This is a genomic window from Micromonospora sp. NPDC048894 (assembly GCF_040649765.1).
Classification (GTDB): domain Bacteria; phylum Actinomycetota; class Actinomycetes; order Mycobacteriales; family Micromonosporaceae; genus Micromonospora; species Micromonospora antibiotica.
In genome coordinates this window covers 306,132-325,071 of record NZ_JBEZFY010000006.1, presented here as the reverse complement: position 1 = coordinate 325,071, position 18,940 = coordinate 306,132, and the positions used below count along the sequence as shown (strand labels likewise).

Genomic DNA, 18,940 nt, shown 5'->3' with positions numbered 1-18,940 from the left:
CGCAGGGTGGCGGGGTCGTCGAGCTCACCGGCGGCGGGCCCGGTCCAGCACCTCCTCGGCGGTGAGCGGGCTGCGCGGATGGTGGCTGAGCGACAGCGGGGTACGGATCTTCACCGGCGCGGCACCCTCGGCGGCGAGGTAGAACTCACCGGTGCCGAGGCGGGAGATGTCGGCGACGTCGCCGCCCTTCGCCTTCGCCATCTCCCGGGCCGCCTCCAGCTGGATCGGGCTGTTCAGCCGGCCGTAGAGCTGGGTCGCCGCGTTGCCCGGGATGCGGTTGTGCAGCCCCTTGGGCGACTGGGTGGCGAAGATCAGACCCAGGCCGTACTTGCGGGCCTGGGCCGCCAGCGCCAGCGTGCTCTGGGTGCACGCGGTCATCGCGCCGGACGGGGCGAACGTCTGTGCCTCGTCCATCACCAGCAGCCCGAGCAGCGGCCGGTCGTTCGCCGGATGCTGCTTGATCCAGGCGAACAGCGCCATCTGCAACTGGTTGACGAAGCCCTGCCGGGCCTCGTCGGATTGCAGGCCGACGAGGCTGATGACGGAGATCCGCGCCCGCCGGCCCGGCTCGGGGGTCAACAGCAGCCCCGGGTCCATCGGGCTGCCCTCGCCGCCGAACAGCGGATCGTTGACCATCGCGGCCGCCAGCGACTGCGCGATCCCCACCCCGATCTTGTCCGCCCCGTCGATGTCCAGCAGCCCGTCCGGCAGGTCGGCGAGAGTGTCGATCAGGCCCTGCACCCGGCTGCCGCCGCGCCGGCCGTAGTGCTCGACAGCCTTACGCAGCACGGCGAGCCCCAGGTGGACCTTGTTGGTGCGACCGGTCAGCTGGGCACGGGGCGCCAGTGCGGCGACCGCCGCCTCGACGGCCTCGTGGAACTCGTCGGGGTCGTCGCGCACACCGCGGAAGTCCGGTAGCGGCTGGAAGCTCAGCGGACGTCCCGACGACCGGCGCGGCGTCCACACCAGTACGTCGGTCCCGGCGAGGTACGCATCGGCCTTCTCCGCGTCCCCGGCACGCCACTGCGGCGGTGGCTCCGGCCACCCGTCACCGAGCCGGGCCAGGTCGTTGTTGGGGTCGAGGACGATGGCGGAGACCCCGGCGAGAGCACACTCCTCCAGGATCCGCCGGATCAGCACCGTCTTGCCGGACCCGGAGCCGGCGAAGAGGGTGGTGTGCTTGCGGAGGGCTTCGAGGGAGAGCGGCACGGGTGCACCGGTGCGGTGGTCGTACCCCACGATGAGGTGCGGACCGGCCTGCCCACCGTCGGCCGGCGGCGGATCACCCCGCCCCGCCCCGGAGCGCCCGTCACCCGCCCCCACGTCACCCGCTCCCGCCGGTTCCGTCTCGGCCGGTGCCACGTCGGCCGCCGTCGTCTCGACCGGTCCGGCGGCGACCGGTTCGGTGCGGTCCGGTCGTACCGCCGCATCGGCTGCGTCGCCACCGGGAGGGTCGGGGAGCCAGTCGGCCACGGAGCCCAGGGCCTGTCGCAACACGGTGACGTTCCGGGTCGGTCGACGGGCGGTCAGCCAACCCCGCAGGTCGACGGGTGACTCGGCGAGCATGACCCGCAGGGCCCCCAGGATGCGAAGATCCTCGGGGTCCAACGGGAGGATCGTCCCGCCGGCCCGGGTGAAGGCCGCGATCGCCTGCCTGGTCTTGGCCCCGCTCGACCAGGCGCCGTTGCGGAGCAGGAAGAGCTTGCGGCGGGTCACCCGGGCGTCGAGCCCCGCCACCGTGCACGCCTTGCGGAGCCGGGTGAGCGCGGCGATCGCATGGTGCTCCTCGCTGATCGCCCGGAAACACCAGTGGACCTGGTCCTCGGTGGCCTCGTCGAGGGTGAGCCGGAGCCGGGCGTGCAGCGGCGGCTGGGCGCTCGGCGGCGGATCCACGCTGAACGATCCACCGCCCTCGCCGCGCTCCACCACCCAGGCGGTCAGGCCCGCCGCGAGCAGGGCGGGGACCGTGCTGTCCTCACTGTCACGGGCCAGCGGGCCGGACACGTCGACCTCGCTCTTGAGCTGGGCGAACCTGGTGTCGAAGCGCTCCAGGTCCCCCACGGGGGACAGGCGCGGGCGGTGGGGTCGCGGTTCCGCCGTGGCACCGAGCCGGGTCAGCTCCCGCACCTCACCGGCGGCGACGCAGGCCCGGACGTGCCGGTCGATGTCGATCAGCAACTGCCGGGGTGTCATCTGCGCGGCCTGCGCGAAGGCTTCGGGCCGCACCGGCCACGACGGATACGGGGGTACGAAGCCGCGCTCGGCGAACCGGGCGGCGAACCGCCGCTCGACGATCTGCCGGGCCAGGGTGGCGTCGTGGATGGTGGTGAGCCGGGGTGCCACCCGGAACCGGTCGCTCACCGTGTCCACCGTCCGGCTCGTGATGATCGTCCACGAGGTCGGCAGGCAGGCCACCAGGGTGAGCGTGCGGCGGGTGAGCTGGCGCAGTGACATCAGGCCGTCGGCGATCCGGGCGTGCACGGCGGCCTGCTCCGGGTCGTCCTGCCCGCCCGACCGGTGGCGCAGGACGTCACCGGCGGCCACGGACTGCGCGATCAGGGTGTCGATCTGGTCGACGGCGATCACGGACGGGCCGGTGAGGGCCAGCAGCCAGGAGATCTCCTGGACGATCTGCTGCGCGTTGCGGGGTGCCCGTCGCATGCCCCAGGCGCCGCGCTCGCCCGGCTCCCCCTCCTCACCGGAGGTGAAGTAGTTCTCCGCGATGTCGCGGTGGGTGCCGTCCTCCGAGGCGCTCAGCGCGAGCGCCCGGGCCGTCTCCCGGCAGGCGCGCGCCACGTGCGGGGCGTACCCGACGAGCCCGTCGACGAACGCGTCCAGGGCCGGCCGGGTCAGTTCGGTGTCACCCATCACCGCCCGGCGGGCCGAGCGGGGCGCCCCGACCATCGAGGAGAGCCGGCGCAGCAGCAGCCGGAGCTGGCTCTCGGCGCCGGGCACCGGGCGGGACAGCCCGTCGAGCATGCAGGCGAGCACACTGTCCCAGAAGCCGTGCGCGTCGAGCAGCCCGACCAGGAAGAAGTAGCCGCCCTGCTGCTGCACCTGCTGGCGGATCCAGCCCAGCAGGTGGGTCTTGCCCGAGCCACGCTGACCCTGCAGCACCAACCCGATCGGGCTGCTGTCGGCGCTGTCCCGGGCGTCGGCCACCCCGGCGAGGACGTCGCGGGCCACGGCGGTGTGCAGACCCTCCACATGGAACGGCGAGGGCCGCCAGACGTCGTCGGGCACCGGCGCCCAGTCGAGCCTGAGCGCCGCCAGGGCCGCGTGCTCCGCCACGGTCATCCCACCCCGATCGCCAGCAGGTGCTTGTCCTGGCCGCCCAGCCGCAGGGCCGCCGCGACGTCCGCCGTGGTGAGCGCCTTCTGGTTGGATTCCGGGACGATGTCCACGTCCGGCTCGCGCTCCAGGTCCCGCAGCGCCTCGTCGAGGTCGGCGGGGTCGACGTCGCCGAAGAACGGCCGCAGTCGGGTCAGGCTGACCCAGGCCCCCGGCTCGGCGGCCAGCGCCGCGTACGCGTGCCGGACGCGCAGACCCAGGGTGCGCCGCAGGTCCGGTTCCGCCGTACCGGCCCGTACGTCGGTCAGCGCGAACAGCTCACCGAACGAGCGGTAGTCGCTGCGGACCATGACCCGGTCCCGCAGGTTGACCTGCAACGCCGTCAGCGCCCCGCCGAGGATGCGGCCCTGCGCCGACTGGAAGGGCAGATCCTCCTGCACCCGGACCCAACCCTTGTCGGCGAGCTGGTGCAGGAAGGTGTTGCCCTCCCGGCGGCTGTCGACGAATCCGAGGCGGTTGAGCTTGTCCCGGTAGGACTTGCGCACGTCGACGCCGTACCGGTTGCGCAACTCGGTGTTGGGCACCTCCCGGGCCTCCGCCATCAACACGAACAGGATCGCGGCCTCAGAGGGGGTGAGGTCGTCGCCGGCCATGGGATCTTCCTTCCGCCAGGTCACGTCGCCGGGCCTGGATCAGGGTGCCGATCTGGTGCACCACCGCCCCGACGTCGTGGTTGATTCGGGCATTGGTGAAGCGCAGGACGGCGTAACCGTCCAACTGCAACCGCACGTCGCGTTGCCGGTCCGCCTCGAACCGGTCCGGCCGGCAGTGCTCCGGGCCGTCGATCTCGACGACACACCGCTCGTCGGGCCAGAGCAGGTCCAGGCAGACCGCGGGTGAGAGGGGGTGCGGCTGGTGGTACCGGTTCCAGATCCGGCCCGCCGACCAGCTCTGGCCGGCCAGCGCGGCCTCCAACAGCGCCTCGGTCGCGCTACCGGGGTGGGGTCGCCCGACCACCGCCGGGGGTGTCGTCGGCACCGGTCCCCGCTGCCCGTCCGCCGCCTCCCGGGTCAGCACGACGGTGACCACCCGGTCCTCGTGCCGTAAGGGTGCTCCAGCCAACCACACGCCGACCCGGCCGTGGTGACACAGCCACTCCGCGCCCGCCACGACGGCCTGCTCGCCGGCCGGGTCGAGGCCGGCGGGCACCTCGATCAGCAGATTCGCCCGAGGGCGTCCGAACCCCTGCGCCACCACCCGGGTCAGCCCCGGACACCGGATCTCCGGGGGGAACGGGTCGACCGGTGGTCGTCGGCCGGACAACGCCACGGTGGCCAGGTGCGCCAGGAACGCGGCGGAGTGCGCGGAGCCCCGCGCCCGGGCGACCGCGGCGGCCCGGACGGCGGCCAGGCCGTACGGGTCGGCGCGGGGGAGGTCGGCGGCCTCGGGGAGCCACCCCGGTAGCAGCCCCACCGCCACCCGTTCCAGCTCGTCGAGGACGGCGTGGACGAAGGAACCGGCGGTACGGGTCGGGCCGGGTTGCAGCACGACGGCGGCCGGGCCGACCGGTTCCCCGGTGACGGTTGCCGCGACGGTGCCGGTGGGCACCCCCGGAATCTGCACGACGCGATCCGTGGGCAACGCGGCGAGTTGACGGACGAGACTCATGGCCGGTCACCGGCGCGGACCGCGACGACCCTCTCCGGAGGGGGAGCGGATCGGGTGGAACTCAGCGGTCCTCATCCTCCCCGGGCGGCCATCGGACGAACCCGAACACACTACGAAGCGGTTCGCCGCCAGCGCCATAGCTGTCCCCGGTCAGTCGTGCTTCGGACACCCGACCGCGCGACGGAACCGGGCAGGAGCTAGCTCTTCCCCGGCTGCGCGTCGTGCCGCTCCGGTTGTTTGTCGGCGAGCGCCTGCGCCCGGCGGCTCAGCGACTCGACGTGGGCGGTCAGCTTCCCGACGGCTGCCTCGTCGGTGTCGTCCAGGGTCGCCAACCGGTCGAGCAGAGCGGCATGGTCGGAGGTCAACTGCCGGTAGCGCCGGGCGAAGCCGCTGTCGTCGCCCTGACGCCCGTACAACAGGGCGTACGTCGGGTCGAGGTCGATGATCTGCTGGGCGAGCCCGGCGGTGGCGGCGCTGAGTGCGCTGCGGCTGTCGGTGAGCCCGTCGCGGCGGACCCGCCGGGCCGCCGCGAGCCGCCCGGCCCGCCGGCCGCCGAGGTAGAGCAGCGACGCTCCGGCGACGACCCCGCTCACCGCCGCGGCGGCGAGCAGGAACCGGGGCAGCGACGGGCTGATCGTGCGGGCCCCGTCGGGTACGGTGCCGGCCTTGACCAGCCGGTCGTAGTTGACGGCGATGACCTTCACCGCCTCCAGCGGGCGGTCGGCGAAGGTGTCGATGCCCCGGCCGATGATCATTTCTGCGGCGGCGGCCTTGCCCAGGTTCTTCTTGTCGTATCCGGGCACCAGGGCGCAGCCGTAGGTGTCGTAGTCGTCGCCGTCGCGGCTGAGCACCAGCACGACGGTCCCGTCGGCGGCCCGGTGCACCTGCTTGCAGGTGTCGCGCAGGTCGGCCCCGGGGGAGCGCAGGATGACCACCAGCCGGCGGTTGCCGATGATCCGTTCCGCTGCGGCCCGGTCCACGTCGAGCCCCGGGTCGGCATGGAACGACGTGGTGCGCACCTGCCGGGCGACCGGCCCGTCCAGCGCCCCGCCGCTCCACACCGCCCAGCCGGCCAGCGCCAGGCAGGCCAGCACGGCCAGGCCGAACGGGGTACCGAGCAGACCGATGACACGCTGCGGCCGGGAAGGGCCGGCACCGGTCCGCCGGGACGGATCGGCGCGCTGCGGCCGGGAGGGGCCGGCACCGGTCCGCCGGGAGTCGGAACGGGTCATGACAGCCGGCCTCGCAGGTAGTTGTCCGGGCGGTAGCTGGCGATGCCGACCTGGCGGGCGGTGTCGTCCAACTCGGCCGCCGCCTCGTCGAGCAGCGTACGGACGTGCCGGGCGGGCAGCTTCTCCTCCCACGCCGACCGGGCGGCCTGGAGCGCGACGATGCCCCGGGTCAGCGCCGGGTTGCTGCGGGCGTCGGTCAGCAGGGACACCTCGACGGCCAGCGCGGTCAACCCGGCCAGCCGGACCGGGGCGGTGTCCCGTCGGCGGCCCAGCCCTCGGTCGGGGCGGCGCAGCGACCGGGCCGACAGGATCAGGAACGCCGCCACGCAGCCCGCGAAGAGCCACGGCAGCGCCGGCAGCGCCACCCGCAGCGGATCGGCCGGCCGGTAGGGCAACGGCCGCTCGAACAGGCCCGCGTAGCGCAGGTCGGTGACCCGGTTGAGGTAGACGCCCAGCACGTTGCGCTGCGGATAGTCGGAGCGGCTGAGCACGCTGGCGAACTGGCCGTAGAAGCTCGCCCCGGCCAGCTCCGCGAAGTCCGCGGCGCCGGGCCCGTGGTATTCGATCCAGAGCCCGTACATCACCACGATCGGCTGGTCGGGGAATTGGGCGCTCAGGGCGGGGCCGTACCGGGGCAGGGGTTTGCCGTAGCGCTGCACGGGCAGCGCGACGTACCAGGCGCCGTCGGGAAAGGCGTTGCGGGCGGCGGTCTCGGGCACGTCGGTGAGGGTCGCGCCGGGCGCGACGTGCCTACCGGTCGCCCGCAGGTCGGTCAGGACGGCGGTCAGCTCCGGCCCGCTCGGCTCGCGCCAGCGCAGCTCGTCCCGGTCGGCCGGGGTGGACTCCTTGCGCAGCGCGGTGATCAGGGCGATCAGCAGGTCGGTCACGTCCCCGGTGGCGAACTGCGCCCGCCAGGCGGGCAGCGTGTCGGAGCTGGCCTGGTAGAAACCGCCGCTGACCTCGGTGCCGATCACCCGGATCGTGGCGTTCTCCACGTCCCGGACCCGCTCGCGTTCATCTTTGTCGAGGCCGGGTGGGGCGACCAGGATCCGGGTGTCGCCGGCCACCTCCCGGACCCGCTGCTCGTTCCAGTACGCCACCGCCCCCGGTAGGCGTACCACCGGCGCGGCGGCGACCAGCGCGGTCATCTCGTCCACCGACGGCACGGTGGCCCGGTCGGCGGTGCCGGCGCTGTCCGTGGCGACCCCGGCCGTCGACGCCGGTGACCGGCCGTAGCTGACGTCGATGCCCTGCTGCCGCTGGGCGAGCAGGAAGACCACCAGCACGAGCACGGCGACCCCGAGCAGCGCCCAGCGCAACGGCTCGGCCAGGCGGCGGTATCCGCGGGCGCTCATCGCTGTCCCCGCCACAACCGGTCGGCCTGCCGGGCGTGTTCGGCCGCCGCCCGCGCCGCGTCCACCCCGCCGCGGGCACCCGCGAGCGACTCGGCGCGGGTCAGCAACCGTTCCGCCTCGGGCACCCGGTCCGGCGCGGCGTCCCGGCTGACGGCCGCGCTGTCGATCGCCGCCCGCGCGGCCGACCAGGCGGTCCGCCGCTGCTCGGAGCGGGCCCGACGGTGGGGCAGCAGGGTGGTCACCACGCCCGCGGCCACCAGCAGCACCGCGCCGGCCAGCCAGAACAGGTAGGGGTGTGCCATGGGCTCCAACCGTTCGCCGGGGTCCGGGGGACGGCCCCCGGGGGTGGTCCGACCGAGTCTCGCTGATCGGGTCAACCCGCGCCACACGCGCCCCGACCAGGGCGGTTGTCGCTGCGAAGGGTGGTGTGACGGTGATCGTGAGTACGGGTGCTCATCCGGTGACCCACCCGGCGGACGATGATCGGGGCGTGCAGATGACGCGTACCCGTACCCTCCTCGGCGGTGTGCTCCTCGCGGCCGCGACGATCGGCACCTGGGCGGCCTGGCTGGGGTGGGAGAGCGGCTACTCGACGGACCCGCGTACCGGCGCGACCAGCGGGCCGTACGCGGTCTGGCAGGTGGTCGGCGCGGTACTCACCCTGGTCGTGGTCGCCGCCGTCGCCGGGTGGCTGCTCAGCCCGGTGCTGGTCGCGCCGGTGATGACGGTGGCGTTCACGGCCTGCTGGTCGGGGCACGCGGCGGCCACCGACGACTCGGGGCTCTGGGTGGTGGGGGCGGTGCTGGTGCTGCTCGGCACCGGCGTCGGCAGCACCCTGGTCAGCCTCGGTAGCCGGCTCGTCCGCCGCCGCGCCCGCTGACCGTCGCCCGGGTACCTGTACCCGGCTCCCCGCCTGGCGGTGGTGCCGGTGCGGCGGGCATCCGCCGCGCGGTGGCGGTCTGGTCGGTGAGTTCGTCGGTGATCCGGATGAGGGTGCGGGTCAGGTCGGCTGCGGTCGGGGTGCTCTGCGGGTCGACAAGTGACTGGGCGGCCAGGCCACCGAGCAGGGTCTGGTAAAAGGCGCCGAGGGCCAGCGCCTCGGCCTCGTCGGCCTCGGGGTCGAGCTGGTGGAAGATCGCGGCCAGCCCGAGCCGGGCGCGGTGGTTGGCGGCGCGGAGCGCCTCCCGCAGTTCGGGGGAGCGGTCGAGCTGGGAGATCAGCTCGAACTGGACGGCCCAGAGGGGGCGCAGCCGGTCGAACGACTCGATCACCCGGGTCCAGGCCGCCTCGAACCGTTGCCGTGGGGTGGCGTCCGGGCCGGCGTCGACCGTGAACGCCCGTTCCAGCTCCTGGCCCCACTCCTCCATCGCCTCGAAGAGCGCCTGGTCCAGCAGGGCCCGGGTGGTGCGGAAGTGGTAGCCGATGGCGGCCAGGCTGGTGCCGGCCGCGGCGGCCACGTCCCGTGCGGTGGTGCCGGCGTAGCCCTTCTCCATCAGGCAGCGTTTCGCGCCGGCGAGCAGGTCCTCCCGATTGCCCATGGGCACAGCGTAGCGGGTCCCTCGCACAAAGGTCTTGTACAATCGTCTGACACGTTCGTACTATCGTCGGCATGACGAATGTCCTGATCTCCGGCGGCGGCGTCGCCGGCCTCACCCTCGCCTGGTGGCTGCGCCGGCACGGCTTCCGGCCGACCGTCGTCGAGCGGGCCCCGGCCCTGCGCGCGGGCGGCTACAAGGTCGACATCCGGGGCGTGGCGCTGCAGGTGGTCGACCGGATGGGGCTGGGCGACCAGGTCCGGCGGCACGACACCGGCATGCTCCGGACCCGGTTCGTCGACTCCCGGGGCGACACCCTCGCCGCCATGGACGCCAGCCTCTTCGGCGGGCGGGAAGGCGACGACGTCGAGATCATGCGCGGCGAACTGGTCGACCTCCTGGCCGCTGCCACCACCGACGTCCCCCTCCTGCTCGGCGACTCGATCACCACCCTCACCCCCACCGCCGACGCGGTACGGGTGGGCTTCGCCAGCGGCCACCGGCAGACGTTCGACCTGGTGATCGGGGCGGACGGGCCGCACTCGCAGGTGCGCCGGCTGGCCTTCGGCAACGCCCCGGACCCGGTACGCCCGCTCGGCCACCACATCGCCGTGTGCACCGTGCCGGCCGAGTTCGGCCTCGACCGCACCGAGCTGATGCACGTCACCCCGGGCCGCAGCGTCGGTGTCTACCGCACCGCGGGCGCTCCCGACGCCCGCGCACTGTTCCTCTTCCGGTCCCCGGCCGAGGTCCCCGCCCCCGGCGACACCGCCGGGCGTCGTGCGCTGCTGGCCCGGGAGTTCGCCGGTCTCGGCTGGCAGGTGCCCCGGCTACTCGCCGCGGCCGCCGACGCCGACGACCTCTACCTCGACGCCATCAGCCAGGTACGGATGGACCACTGGTCCACCGGGCGGATCGCGCTGGTCGGGGACGCCGCGTACGGGCCGTCACCCGCCTCCGGCCAGGGCACCAGCCTCGGCCTGGTCGGGGCGTACGTGCTGGCGGCGGCGTTGGCCCGGGCCGGCGGGGACCCGACCGTCGGATTCGCCGACCACGAACGGCAACTGCGTCCCTTCGTCCGGGCCAATCAGGAGCTGGCCGAACGCAACCTGCGCGGGATGGTGCTCGGTTCCACCGCCCAGATCCGCGTCCAGCTGACGATGCTGCGGCTGCTGCCCCGGCTGCCCGGCCGGGAGCGGATGATCCGCCGGGTGACCGAGCCGATCCGCCGGGCCGCGACCGCGATCACCCTGCCCGACGTGGGCCCGCCCGGCGGAGCCTGAGCGGCCGACCACCCGGCTCCCTATGCTCGGGGAATGGAACTGCGGATCTTCACCGAGCCCCAGCAGGGCGCCACCTACGACCAACTGCTCACGGTGGCCCGCGCCGCCGAGGACGCCGGCTACGGCGCGTTCTTCCGTTCCGACCACTACGTGGCGATGGGGTCGTCCACCGGCGAGCCCGGCCCCACCGACGCCTGGACCACCCTGGCCGGGCTGGCCCGGGACACCTCCCGGATCCGGCTCGGCACGCTGGTCACGGCGGCCACCTTCCGGCTGCCCGGCCCCCTGGCGATCACCGTCGCCCAGGTCGACCAGATGAGCGGCGGCCGGGTCGAGCTGGGCATCGGCGCCGGCTGGTTCGCCGAGGAGCACACCGCCTACGGCATCCCGTTCCCGTCGGTGGGGGAGCGCTTCGACCGGCTGGAGGAGCAGCTCGCCGTCATCACCGGGCTGTGGGCGACCCCGGCCGGTGAGCGGTTCGACCACGCCGGGAAGCACTACCCGGTCGCCAACTCCCCGGCGCTGCCCAAGCCGGTGCAGCAGCCCCGCCCGCCGATCCTGCTCGGCGGCAAGGGCCCCAAGCGCACCCCGCGCCTGGCCGCCCGGTACGCCGACGAGTTCAACCTGCCCTTCGTCTCGGTCGACGAGACGGTGGCCCAGTTCGGCCGGGTCCGCGCGGCCTGCGCCGAGGCCGGTCGCGACCCGGGCACCCTGCGCTGGTCCAACGCGCTGGTGCTCTGCTGCGGCCGGGACGACGCCGAGGTGGCCCGTCGGGCCGCCGTCATCGGTCGGGAACCGGCCGAGCTGCGGCAGAACGGGGTCGCCGGCACCCCCGCCGAGGTGGTCGACACGATCGGCCGCTACGCCGAGGCCGGCAGCGAGCGGATCTACCTCCAGGTGCTCGACCTGGCCGACCTGGACCAGTTGGAACTGGTCGCCGCCGAGGTGATGCCCCAGCTCTGACCCGGCCCACCGCAGGCAGGCGGGAGTCCGGGGCCGGAGGCCGGGACCGGCGGGTGGTCAGCGGTGGCGGCGGCCACCCGGCTCGCGTACCACGGTGTCCAACCGGCCGTCCCGGTCGCTGTCCAGGTAGGTGATGTCCGCGATGCCGTCCCCGTCCAGGTCGAACTGGACCACGTCGGCGATCCCGTCCCCGTCCAGGTCCGTCACCACCTGCGTCGACCCGTCCAGGTGGTGGGTGACGATCGAGTGCGCCCCGGTCCCCGCCACCGCGGGCGTCGACGGGGGCTGCGGCGCGGGCGTCGGCACACCGTGCTGCGGGTACGCCGACGGCGGGGCGCTCGCCGGCTCCAGGCCGACCCCGGTCGGGTCGATCTCCTCCTCGGACGGGTAGACGTCGCCGTGCAGGATCGGGTCGCGGTAGCTGCTCATCGCGCCATGGTTCCCCGTGGACGCCGTCGACAACCGTGCCGGATGATGCACCGGGACCGCGCTCATCGACGGGGAGACGACGTGGAGCTGCACCGGGAACGGGGCCGGCAGGTGCTGGCGGCGGTGTGCGTACTGGCCGGGACGGTGCTGCTGGCCACCGGCGGCGGGCCGCTGCGGACGACCACCGCCCTCGGGGCGTCGCGCTGGGCGGGGTGGGGCTGGCCAACAGCCTGCGACCGTTCCGGTTCGTCATCGACGCCGACGGCCTGACCGTACGCCGACAGGGCCTGCGCCGGCAGCTCCGCTGGGCCGAGCTGGCCCTGGTCGTGCTGGACCGCCCGGCATCCGGCACCGGCGGGGTACGGCTGCTCGGCGTACCCGTCGAGGGTGTGGGGTTGCCGCCCGACGCCCGGGTCGACGGCCGGCCGGCGACCGAACTGCTCGACCTGGGTCAGGTGCGGGAGAACCCCGACGAGATCGCGGCGGCCCTGGCCCGGTACGCCGGCGACCGGTTCCGCGACGACCGCGACGTCGCGGTCCGTTCCGGTGCCGAGTTCAGCGTCGGACTGCGCGGGTACAGTTCCGACGTGGTCGACACACTGGTGGGACACGCCCGGACGGCACTGGACTCGGACGACCCGGCGCGGTGCCGGGCGGTCCGCGACGAGGTGGCCGCCGCCAGGGCGCAGGGCCTGCCGGTCGCCCTGCGCGGCTACGACGTCAGGCAGGTCGACGAGGCGTTGGACGATCTGCACGCGGCGCTGACCGAGGGCGGCGACGCGTGAGCGGGGTGCCCCGGCACAACTGGGCCGGCAACGTCCACTACGCCGCCCGCGCCTTCCACCGGCCGACCACCCTCGACGAGCTGCGTCGGCTGGTCGCCGGCAGTGACCGGGTACGGGCGGTCGGCAGCGGCCACTCGTTCAACCGGATCGGCGACACCACCGGCGACCTGGTCTCGCTGGCCGGGTTGCCGCCCACCGTCGAGGTCGACCGGGAACGCGGCACCGTGACCGTGGCCGCCGGGCTGCGTTACGGGGACGTGGCGACCCGGCTGCACGAGCAGGGGCTGGCCCTGGCCAACCTCGCCTCGCTGCCGCACATCTCGGTGGCCGGTGCGGTCGCCACCGGCACCCACGGTTCCGGCGACGGCAACCGCAACCTGGCCGCCGCCGTGGCCGGCCTCGAACTGGTCACCGCCGACGGGGAGGTGCTCACCGTCGACCGGTCCGCCGGCGACCGGTTCGCCGGCATGGTGGTGTCGCTCGGCGCGCTGGGTGTGGTCACCCGGGTCACCCTGGACGTGCTGCCCACCTTCACCGTCCGCCAGTACGTCCGTGAGGGCCTGCCCGTCGGTGCCCTGGACGCGGCGCTCGCCTCGGCGTACAGCGTCAGCGGGTTCACCACCTGGCGGTCGACGGACATCGACCAGGTCTGGCGCAAGCAGCTCGCCGACGCCCCGCCGCCGGAGCCGGACTGGCTCGGCACCACCCCGGCCGACCGGCCGGCGCACCCGGTGCCCGGCATGGATCCGGTCAGCTGCACCCCGCAGTTCGGCGAGCCCGGCCCGTGGCACGAGCGGCTGCCGCACTTCCGGCTCGGTTTCATGCCGAGCAGCGGCGACGAGATCCAGTCCGAATACCACCTGCCCCGGTCGGCGGGGGCGGAGGCGCTTGCCGCCCTGCACGAGATGCGGCACCGGATCGCCCCCGTGTTGCAGATCTGTGAGCTGCGCACCGTCGCCGCCGACGAGCTGTGGCTCAGCCCCAACCAGGGGCGCGACACGCTGGCCGTGCACTTCACCTGGGTCGACGACGCGGCGGCGGTGCAGCCGGTGCTGGCCGAGATCGAGGCCCGGCTGGCCCCGTTCGACCCCCGGCCGCACTGGGGCAAGGTCTTCACCCTCGACCCGGCCGTGGTCGCCGCCGCCTTCCCCCGGTACGCCGACTTCGCCGCCCTGCTCACCGAGCTGGACCCGGCCGGGGTGTTCCGCACCCCGCTGCTGGACCGCTACTTCCCGCGCGACTGACGGGGTCGGCTGTCGGGGCCGACGCCCCGGTGCTGCGGGTGGCGGGTCTGTCCGGGGTGTGGGAGTGTCCCGCACCCACCCCCGTCGCGGCACGGGACACTCCTACACCCCGGACAGCGCGCCACCTGTCGACGTGTGGCTCAGACGACAGCCGTGTAGAACCCCGCCGCGAGCACCGTCCCTGAGACCGCGCCGGCGACCACCTGGGCGACGGTGTGCGCACCGAGATGCACCCGGGACCAACCGATCAGCGCCACGACGAGCACCCCGACCGCCAGCGCCGGCCCGACCAGCAGGACCAGGACGGTGCACGCACCGGCGGAGACGGCCGTGTGGGCGCTCATCTTCCACATCTGGTTGACGGCGGTGGTGCCGGCCAGCACGGCCAGCATCACGGCGATCACGGCGATCAGCGGCCGGGGAGCGCCCAGGGCCACGAACAGGGCCAGACCCACGGCGACCGATGCGATACCCACGAGCAGCACTCCTCTGCGCTGCTCCCGGCGGCTGAGGTGATGGTCGGTGACCCGGCCGGTGCGCTTGGCGTAGAGGATCGCCCCGAACGGCACGACGGCGGTGAACAGCGCCGCGAGCGCTCCCCAACCGAGGCCGGCGGGGACGGTCCGGGCGGCGAGCACCGCCACGACGACGGGCATGGCAGCCGCCCACACGGCGGGCTGGAGTACCTCGGTGATGGCCTGGGCGATCCGCGTCGAGGTGCGGGTGCCGCCGGTGGTGGCGTGTTCGGTCACGTGCTGCCCTATCTCATTCTGACGTGGTGGACGGTGCGGGAGATCCGTTGGCGGGGGCGGCGCGGGCGTGGGCCTGCCCGGCGCGGACGCTCACCACGACCGGGGATCGTGCCAGGGCCTGCGACACCCGGCCCAGCCAGACCACCTCGCTGGTGAGATCTGTCCCCCCGGCCTCGACCCGGCCGGTATCGACCGGATCGTCCCCGGCGGCCTTGGCGTCGAGGGCGACCGCGACGACCGTGGCCTCCACGGTCGCCATCAGGTCACTTCCGGTCATGCCGGCCCGTTGGCCGAGTTGCAGCGCGCGGTCCCGCACTGCGCCGTCGAACCACGGGGTGAGCTGGAGGTAGCCGTCGCGGATCTCCAGGACCCGGCGGGACAGGCTGCGCCCGTCACCCAGCCAACTGGTCGTCCAGGCAAGCCCGCGTCCCCACCAGTGCGTCGGGTGGGGCTGCCGTCGGGGGATGGCCGGGTGGGCCTGGACGATCGCCCGCCAGAGCAGCTCCATCCGCTCGCACTGGTGTGCGTCGTGGGCCCGACGCAGGGCGGCCGAGGCCGCTGCGGTGGTGCCGGGCACAGCGGAGCCGGCAGCGATGAGCCCGATGCCGGTCAGTTGACTGGTCATGGTGACGTACGTCCAGGCGGTGCCGACGTCGATGCCGAACTGCCCGGCGACGGCCACCGCCACGATCGTGACCGAGTAGCCGAGGCTGATCAGCCCACCGGCGGCGAACATGCGCAGACCGACGCGGGTGACCGGTCGGGTGGTGACGCGGGTGGCGTAGCGCAGCGACAGGCGGGCCAGGTCGATCAGGGCGTAGGTGAGGATCCCGCCGAACAGCGTCATGTAGATCATGACAGGCGGCCGTCGATGGTAGGTCGCGAACCAGTCGCCCGGCGCGGCGGGTGTCCGGGCGATCAGGAACAACGCCGCGAGGACGACGGTCGCCGAGCCGGCGAGGAGCAGCCGCCGCCGGACGGCCCGTCGGGTGGATTCGGGGCTACGCGTCCAGTACACGAGCATGCACGACACCGCGATGGCCGCCCACACCGTGAGGACGTGGGCGATGAGCCGGCTGACGTGGGGAACCCCGACCAGGCCGTCGACAGCGTCGTTTATGCCGGGGGCGACGGTGGCGAGGGCGAGGGCGAGGCAGAAGAGACTGCCGCCCATCCAGGCGCGTGCGGGGCCGTGCTCACGACCACCGAGCAGGGTGAAGGCGGTGTACCCGGCGGCGCACAGCGCCACGGAGGCCACGAGGATGGTGAAGATCATCGGTGGGGGTGCCCGTTCCGAAGGTGTCGATGACGCGGAGTACGTCGTCCGGTTCCAGGGGTGGCGGTGCCGGGGGTGATGCCGCGCGCCGGAGGATCGTCTCGGCGAACTCGTCGGCCTCGAACTCGTGCCGTTGGTCGTAGGGGCGGTGGCTGACCCGTCCGTCGAGCTCGGCGAGGTCCCGCGAGGGGTGCCCGAGCCACATGTGTGCGACCTCGTGCAACACGATCGCGGTCTGCTTGAACGGACCGCTGCGGGCCGGATAGGCGATGTAGTCGGCCCGTGGCGTGGCGACCCACAGGCCGTGCAGGACGCCGCCGTGCATCTCGACGGCCAGGAGATGGACGGGGCGGTCCCGCTGCCTGGCGATCTGCCCGACGAGGGCGGTGAGGTCCCAGGGGGTGGGCAGGGTCAGCCCGGCGATCAGTCGCGCTGCTCGGTGGTCCATCGTTCCCCGTCGACGCCGTCGGCTTCCCCGGTCACCACGTGACCGCCGAGCTGATCCTCGATCCGTTGAATGTGGGCCAGCACGGCAATGACGGTGGCCTTAACCTGGGCGAGGTCCTCGCCGACGGTGTTCATCGCCACGTGCTGCACCCCGAGATCGGCCATCCGGCGACCCAGGTCGCTCTGCGGTGTGCCGGCGGCGGGCAGGAAGAAGTAGTTCGGTTCGACCTCGAAGAACGACGCGAGCGCATTTATGGTCTCCCAGGTCGGCCCGCGACTGCGGTTGCCGCCCTGCTTGGGATTGCGCAGATTGTGCAGCTGGGCGCGGGACAGCCCACAGCGGGCCCCCACCTCGGAGTTTTCCCAGCGCAGGCCACCCGGCCGGCGCGCGACCTCGAACAGGTGGTTGAGTCGCGCAGCGAACAACTCATCAGGATGTTCCTCGAACACACGGCAGATCATTCCAACTGTCCCGCCGCGCGTCAAATGTATTGGACGCATTGACGGAAATCCGTCCAGTCGAGTTGACGGACTCGTTCGTCGTCCGGCCGGCTCGCCCGGCACCCGACCGCAGCGGGCAACAGAAGTCGGGCCCACGTCCCCCCGGCTGCCTAGCGTGGATCACGTAAGCGGAAGGAGAATCCCATGCTGGACCGGCTGAACGAGGCCCTGGCACACGTGGAGCGGCACCTCGACGCACCGATCGAGGTGGCGGACCTGGCGCGGATCACGCTCACCTCGGAGTACCACTTCCGGCGGATGTTCTCGGCGCTGGCCGGGATGCCCCTGTCGGAGTACGTCCGCAGGCGGCGGCTCACCGTCGCGGCGGCCGAGGTGCTGGCGGGAGAGCGGACGTTGCTCGACGTCGCAATCCGCCACGGGTACGGCTCGACCGAGGCGTTCACCCGGGCGTTCCGCGCGATGCACGGCATCGGGCCGGGTGAGGCGCGGCGCACGGGGGCCGCGTTGCACTCCCAGCAGCGGTTGTCCTTCCGGCTCGTCGTCGAAGGGAGTGGCAACATGCGGTATCGGGTGGTGGAGAAGCCGGCGTTCCGGCTGGTGGGGCAGCGGGCCCGGGTGCCCCTGGTGCACGAGGGGATGAACCCGGCGATCGTGGCGTTCGTCAAGGGCATCCCGGCGGAGACGACGGCCCGGATCGAGGCCCTGTCCGACCAGGAGCCGGCGGGCATCGTCAACGTCAGCGACCTGCTCGGCGAGGACCGGTCCGAGGGCGTCGAGCTGGACTACTGGTACGGCGCGGTGACCGGCGCGGACGTGCCGGACGACCTGGACGCGCTCGACGTACCGGCGGGGACGTGGGCGGTCTTCGAGAGCTCCGGGGAGTTCCCGGCCGCCGTGCAGTACCTGTGGCGGGACGTGTTCACCCAGTGGTTCCCGTCGAATCCGTACCGGAGCCGGCCGGGGCCGGAGATCTCCAGCGTCCGCATCTCGGCCGGCGGCACCCACGCCGACGCCGAGCTGTGGATCCCGGTGGAGCGCACCGCCGGCTAACGGTGGGGGCGCAGGCTGCTGCGTTGGACGGCGCGGCTGATGTCGCTGGGGGAGACGATGCCGACGAGCTGGTCGCCGGTCACCACCAGGGCACGGCCGTCGGAGCACTCGTTGAGCCGGGGGAGCAGGTCGTTGAGCTGCTCCTCCGGCCGGGCCAGCACCAGGTCGTCGGCCCGGCAGGCGACCTCGGCCAGGGTGGTGGCGGCCCGCCGGTCGGCCGGGATGCCGCGTACCCGGTCCAGGGTGACCAGGCCGACGGGCCGGCCGTTCTCGGTCAGCGGCAGTGCGGTGTGCCGGTAGGCGAACAGGTAGTGGTCGACGAAGTCGGCGACGGTCAGCTCCGCCGAGGCGGTCTGTGGCTGCGGGGTCATCACCTCACCGACCCGGACGCCGGTCAGTGCGCTGCCCAGCCGGGCCTGGCGTTCCTCCATCCCGGCCGCGCCGATCAGGAACCAGCCGATCAGCGCCAACCAGAGCCCGCCCACCCCGTAGCCGGCCAGGAACTGCCAGATGCCCAGGCCGATCAGCAGCACGCCGAGCACCCAGCCGGCGCGGGCGGCCACCACCGACGCCCGGGCCCGGTCACCGGTGGCCTTCCAGACGGCGGCGCGCAGCAGCCGGCCCCCGTCGAGCGGGGCGGCCGGCAGGATGTTGAACACCGCCAGCAGCACGTTGATCCCGGCCAGCCAGGACACCGAGCCGAGCAGCAGCCCCTCCTGCCCGGCCAGCGCCAGCAGCACCGCGATCGCCCCGAAGAAGACCCCGAGAAGCAGGCTGACCAGCGGGCCGACCCCGGAGATGCGTAGCTCCGCGCCCGGGTCGGAGGGCTCGCCGCGCAGCTCGGCGACGCCGCCGAACAGCCACAGCGTGATCCCCTCCACCTGGAGGCCGTTGCGTTTCGCCACCACCGCGTGCGACACCTCGTGGGCCAGGAGGCCGACGAAGAAGACCACCGCCGCCGCGAGCCCGGCCAGCAGGTACGCCCAGCCGGGCCGGTCGGGGTACGCGCGGGGGAACTGGTTGGCCGACAGCAGCCACGCGATCAGCACGAAGATGACCAGGACGCTCCAGTTGACCCCGACGGGTACCCCCGCGATCCGGCCAAGCCGGAAGCTCGCCCTCATGCCCCCCGTCATACCCGGCGACGCCGCGCCCATGCCAGGGCGGA

At 73.6% G+C, this 18,940-nt stretch carries 20 protein-coding genes; 7 read left to right on the top strand and 13 right to left on the bottom strand.

All coding sequences use genetic code 11. From position 1 onward, the window contains the following. Nucleotides 1–24: 24 nt before the first annotated feature. The 6 genes from AB0C22_RS16030 to AB0C22_RS16005 all read right to left on the bottom strand — a co-directional run bounded on the left by AB0C22_RS16030 (nucleotide 25) and on the right by AB0C22_RS16005 (nucleotide 7,848). Nucleotides 25–3,297, bottom strand: a complete 3,273-nt coding sequence (locus AB0C22_RS16030) for an ATP-binding protein (protein WP_357535591.1) — start codon at nucleotides 3,295–3,297, stop codon at nucleotides 25–27. Further along, nucleotides 3,294–3,944 (bottom strand): hypothetical protein, encoded by a 651-nt coding sequence (locus tag AB0C22_RS16025; protein ID WP_219464185.1) that lies wholly within the window; start codon nucleotides 3,942–3,944, stop codon nucleotides 3,294–3,296. Before AB0C22_RS16025 ends, AB0C22_RS16030 begins: the two co-directional genes overlap by 4 nt. After that, nucleotides 3,916–4,959, bottom strand: coding sequence for a DUF559 domain-containing protein (locus AB0C22_RS16020; RefSeq protein ID WP_357535589.1), 1,044 nt, complete (start codon nucleotides 4,957–4,959; stop codon nucleotides 3,916–3,918). The genes AB0C22_RS16025 and AB0C22_RS16020 overlap by 29 nt, the downstream gene beginning before the upstream one ends. Before the next feature lie 197 nt (nucleotides 4,960–5,156). Beyond that, a complete protein-coding gene (locus AB0C22_RS16015; RefSeq protein WP_357535587.1) occupies nucleotides 5,157–6,191 on the bottom strand; it encodes a hypothetical protein in 1,035 nt (344 codons plus the stop codon). Further along, nucleotides 6,188–7,546 (bottom strand): hypothetical protein, encoded by a 1,359-nt coding sequence (locus tag AB0C22_RS16010; RefSeq protein ID WP_219464182.1) that lies wholly within the window; start codon nucleotides 7,544–7,546, stop codon nucleotides 6,188–6,190. Before AB0C22_RS16010 ends, AB0C22_RS16015 begins: the two co-directional genes overlap by 4 nt. Beyond that, on the bottom strand, nucleotides 7,543–7,848 hold the full coding sequence (locus tag AB0C22_RS16005; protein ID WP_219464181.1) for a DUF6403 family protein: 306 nt from the start codon (nucleotides 7,846–7,848) through the stop codon (nucleotides 7,543–7,545). The genes AB0C22_RS16010 and AB0C22_RS16005 overlap by 4 nt, the downstream gene beginning before the upstream one ends. A gap of 194 nt (nucleotides 7,849–8,042) precedes the next feature. On the opposite strand from AB0C22_RS16005, the gene AB0C22_RS16000 reads away from it, so the two are divergent. Continuing rightward, nucleotides 8,043–8,426 carry a hypothetical protein gene (locus tag AB0C22_RS16000; RefSeq protein WP_219470276.1) on the top strand — a complete coding sequence of 128 codons (384 nt, stop codon included), beginning with the start codon at nucleotides 8,043–8,045 and terminating at the stop codon, nucleotides 8,424–8,426. On the opposite strand, the gene AB0C22_RS15995 is transcribed toward AB0C22_RS16000, so the two are convergent. Beyond that, nucleotides 8,386–9,084, bottom strand: a complete 699-nt coding sequence (locus AB0C22_RS15995) for a TetR/AcrR family transcriptional regulator (protein ID WP_219464180.1) — start codon at nucleotides 9,082–9,084, stop codon at nucleotides 8,386–8,388. The two genes, AB0C22_RS16000 and AB0C22_RS15995, sit on opposite strands and share 41 nt — an antisense overlap. Before the next feature lie 71 nt (nucleotides 9,085–9,155). Here AB0C22_RS15995 and AB0C22_RS15990 point away from each other — a divergent pair, with 71 nt between their 5' ends. Next, nucleotides 9,156–10,364 (top strand): FAD-dependent monooxygenase, encoded by a 1,209-nt coding sequence (locus tag AB0C22_RS15990; RefSeq protein ID WP_357535584.1) that lies wholly within the window; start codon nucleotides 9,156–9,158, stop codon nucleotides 10,362–10,364. Nucleotides 10,365–10,397: 33 nt separating this feature from the next. After that, the gene (locus AB0C22_RS15985; protein ID WP_219464177.1) at nucleotides 10,398–11,327 is read left to right on the top strand and encodes an LLM class F420-dependent oxidoreductase; all 930 of its coding nucleotides are present in this window, start codon (nucleotides 10,398–10,400) and stop codon (nucleotides 11,325–11,327) included. Nucleotides 11,328–11,384: 57 nt separating this feature from the next. On the opposite strand, the gene AB0C22_RS15980 is transcribed toward AB0C22_RS15985, so the two are convergent. After that, nucleotides 11,385–11,756 carry a hypothetical protein gene (locus AB0C22_RS15980; protein WP_357535582.1) on the bottom strand — a complete coding sequence of 124 codons (372 nt, stop codon included), beginning with the start codon at nucleotides 11,754–11,756 and terminating at the stop codon, nucleotides 11,385–11,387. Between the two features lie 81 nt (nucleotides 11,757–11,837). On the opposite strand from AB0C22_RS15980, the gene AB0C22_RS15975 reads away from it, so the two are divergent. The 3 genes from AB0C22_RS15975 to AB0C22_RS15965 are packed head-to-tail and all read left to right on the top strand — an operon-like array spanning nucleotide 11,838 to nucleotide 13,785. Next, nucleotides 11,838–12,026 carry a hypothetical protein gene (locus tag AB0C22_RS15975; RefSeq protein WP_357535580.1) on the top strand — a complete coding sequence of 63 codons (189 nt, stop codon included), beginning with the start codon at nucleotides 11,838–11,840 and terminating at the stop codon, nucleotides 12,024–12,026. Continuing rightward, nucleotides 11,969–12,541, top strand: coding sequence for a hypothetical protein (locus AB0C22_RS15970; protein WP_357535578.1), 573 nt, complete (start codon nucleotides 11,969–11,971; stop codon nucleotides 12,539–12,541). The genes AB0C22_RS15975 and AB0C22_RS15970 overlap by 58 nt, the downstream gene beginning before the upstream one ends. A gap of 5 nt (nucleotides 12,542–12,546) precedes the next feature. Then, entirely contained in the window at nucleotides 12,547–13,785 is a 1,239-nt protein-coding gene (locus tag AB0C22_RS15965; protein WP_219470274.1) for an FAD-binding protein, read from the top strand. Nucleotides 13,786–13,925: 140 nt separating this feature from the next. Here the strand turns inward: AB0C22_RS15965 and AB0C22_RS15960 are convergent, their stop codons facing one another. The 4 genes from AB0C22_RS15960 to AB0C22_RS15945 are packed head-to-tail and all read right to left on the bottom strand — an operon-like array spanning nucleotide 13,926 to nucleotide 16,710. Continuing rightward, nucleotides 13,926–14,537 carry a hypothetical protein gene (locus tag AB0C22_RS15960; protein WP_357535576.1) on the bottom strand — a complete coding sequence of 204 codons (612 nt, stop codon included), beginning with the start codon at nucleotides 14,535–14,537 and terminating at the stop codon, nucleotides 13,926–13,928. Between the two features lie 13 nt (nucleotides 14,538–14,550). Continuing rightward, nucleotides 14,551–15,813, bottom strand: coding sequence for an MAB_1171c family putative transporter (locus AB0C22_RS15955; protein WP_219464172.1), 1,263 nt, complete (start codon nucleotides 15,811–15,813; stop codon nucleotides 14,551–14,553). Then, nucleotides 15,734–16,261 carry an ImmA/IrrE family metallo-endopeptidase gene (locus AB0C22_RS15950; RefSeq protein WP_219464171.1) on the bottom strand — a complete coding sequence of 176 codons (528 nt, stop codon included), beginning with the start codon at nucleotides 16,259–16,261 and terminating at the stop codon, nucleotides 15,734–15,736. The genes AB0C22_RS15955 and AB0C22_RS15950 overlap by 80 nt, the downstream gene beginning before the upstream one ends. Beyond that, nucleotides 16,237–16,710, bottom strand: a complete 474-nt coding sequence (locus AB0C22_RS15945; RefSeq protein WP_357535573.1) for a helix-turn-helix transcriptional regulator — start codon at nucleotides 16,708–16,710, stop codon at nucleotides 16,237–16,239. Before AB0C22_RS15945 ends, AB0C22_RS15950 begins: the two co-directional genes overlap by 25 nt. 195 nt (nucleotides 16,711–16,905) lie before the next feature. Between AB0C22_RS15945 and AB0C22_RS15940 the strand changes: the two genes are divergently transcribed. After that, complete coding sequence (locus AB0C22_RS15940; RefSeq protein WP_208568877.1) at nucleotides 16,906–17,772, top strand: AraC family transcriptional regulator; 867 nt, start codon at nucleotides 16,906–16,908, stop codon at nucleotides 17,770–17,772. Here AB0C22_RS15940 and AB0C22_RS15935 read toward each other — a convergent pair. Then, nucleotides 17,769–18,896 carry a site-2 protease family protein gene (locus AB0C22_RS15935; RefSeq protein WP_357535571.1) on the bottom strand — a complete coding sequence of 376 codons (1,128 nt, stop codon included), beginning with the start codon at nucleotides 18,894–18,896 and terminating at the stop codon, nucleotides 17,769–17,771. The two genes, AB0C22_RS15940 and AB0C22_RS15935, sit on opposite strands and share 4 nt — an antisense overlap. Nucleotides 18,897–18,940 lie beyond the last annotated feature (44 nt).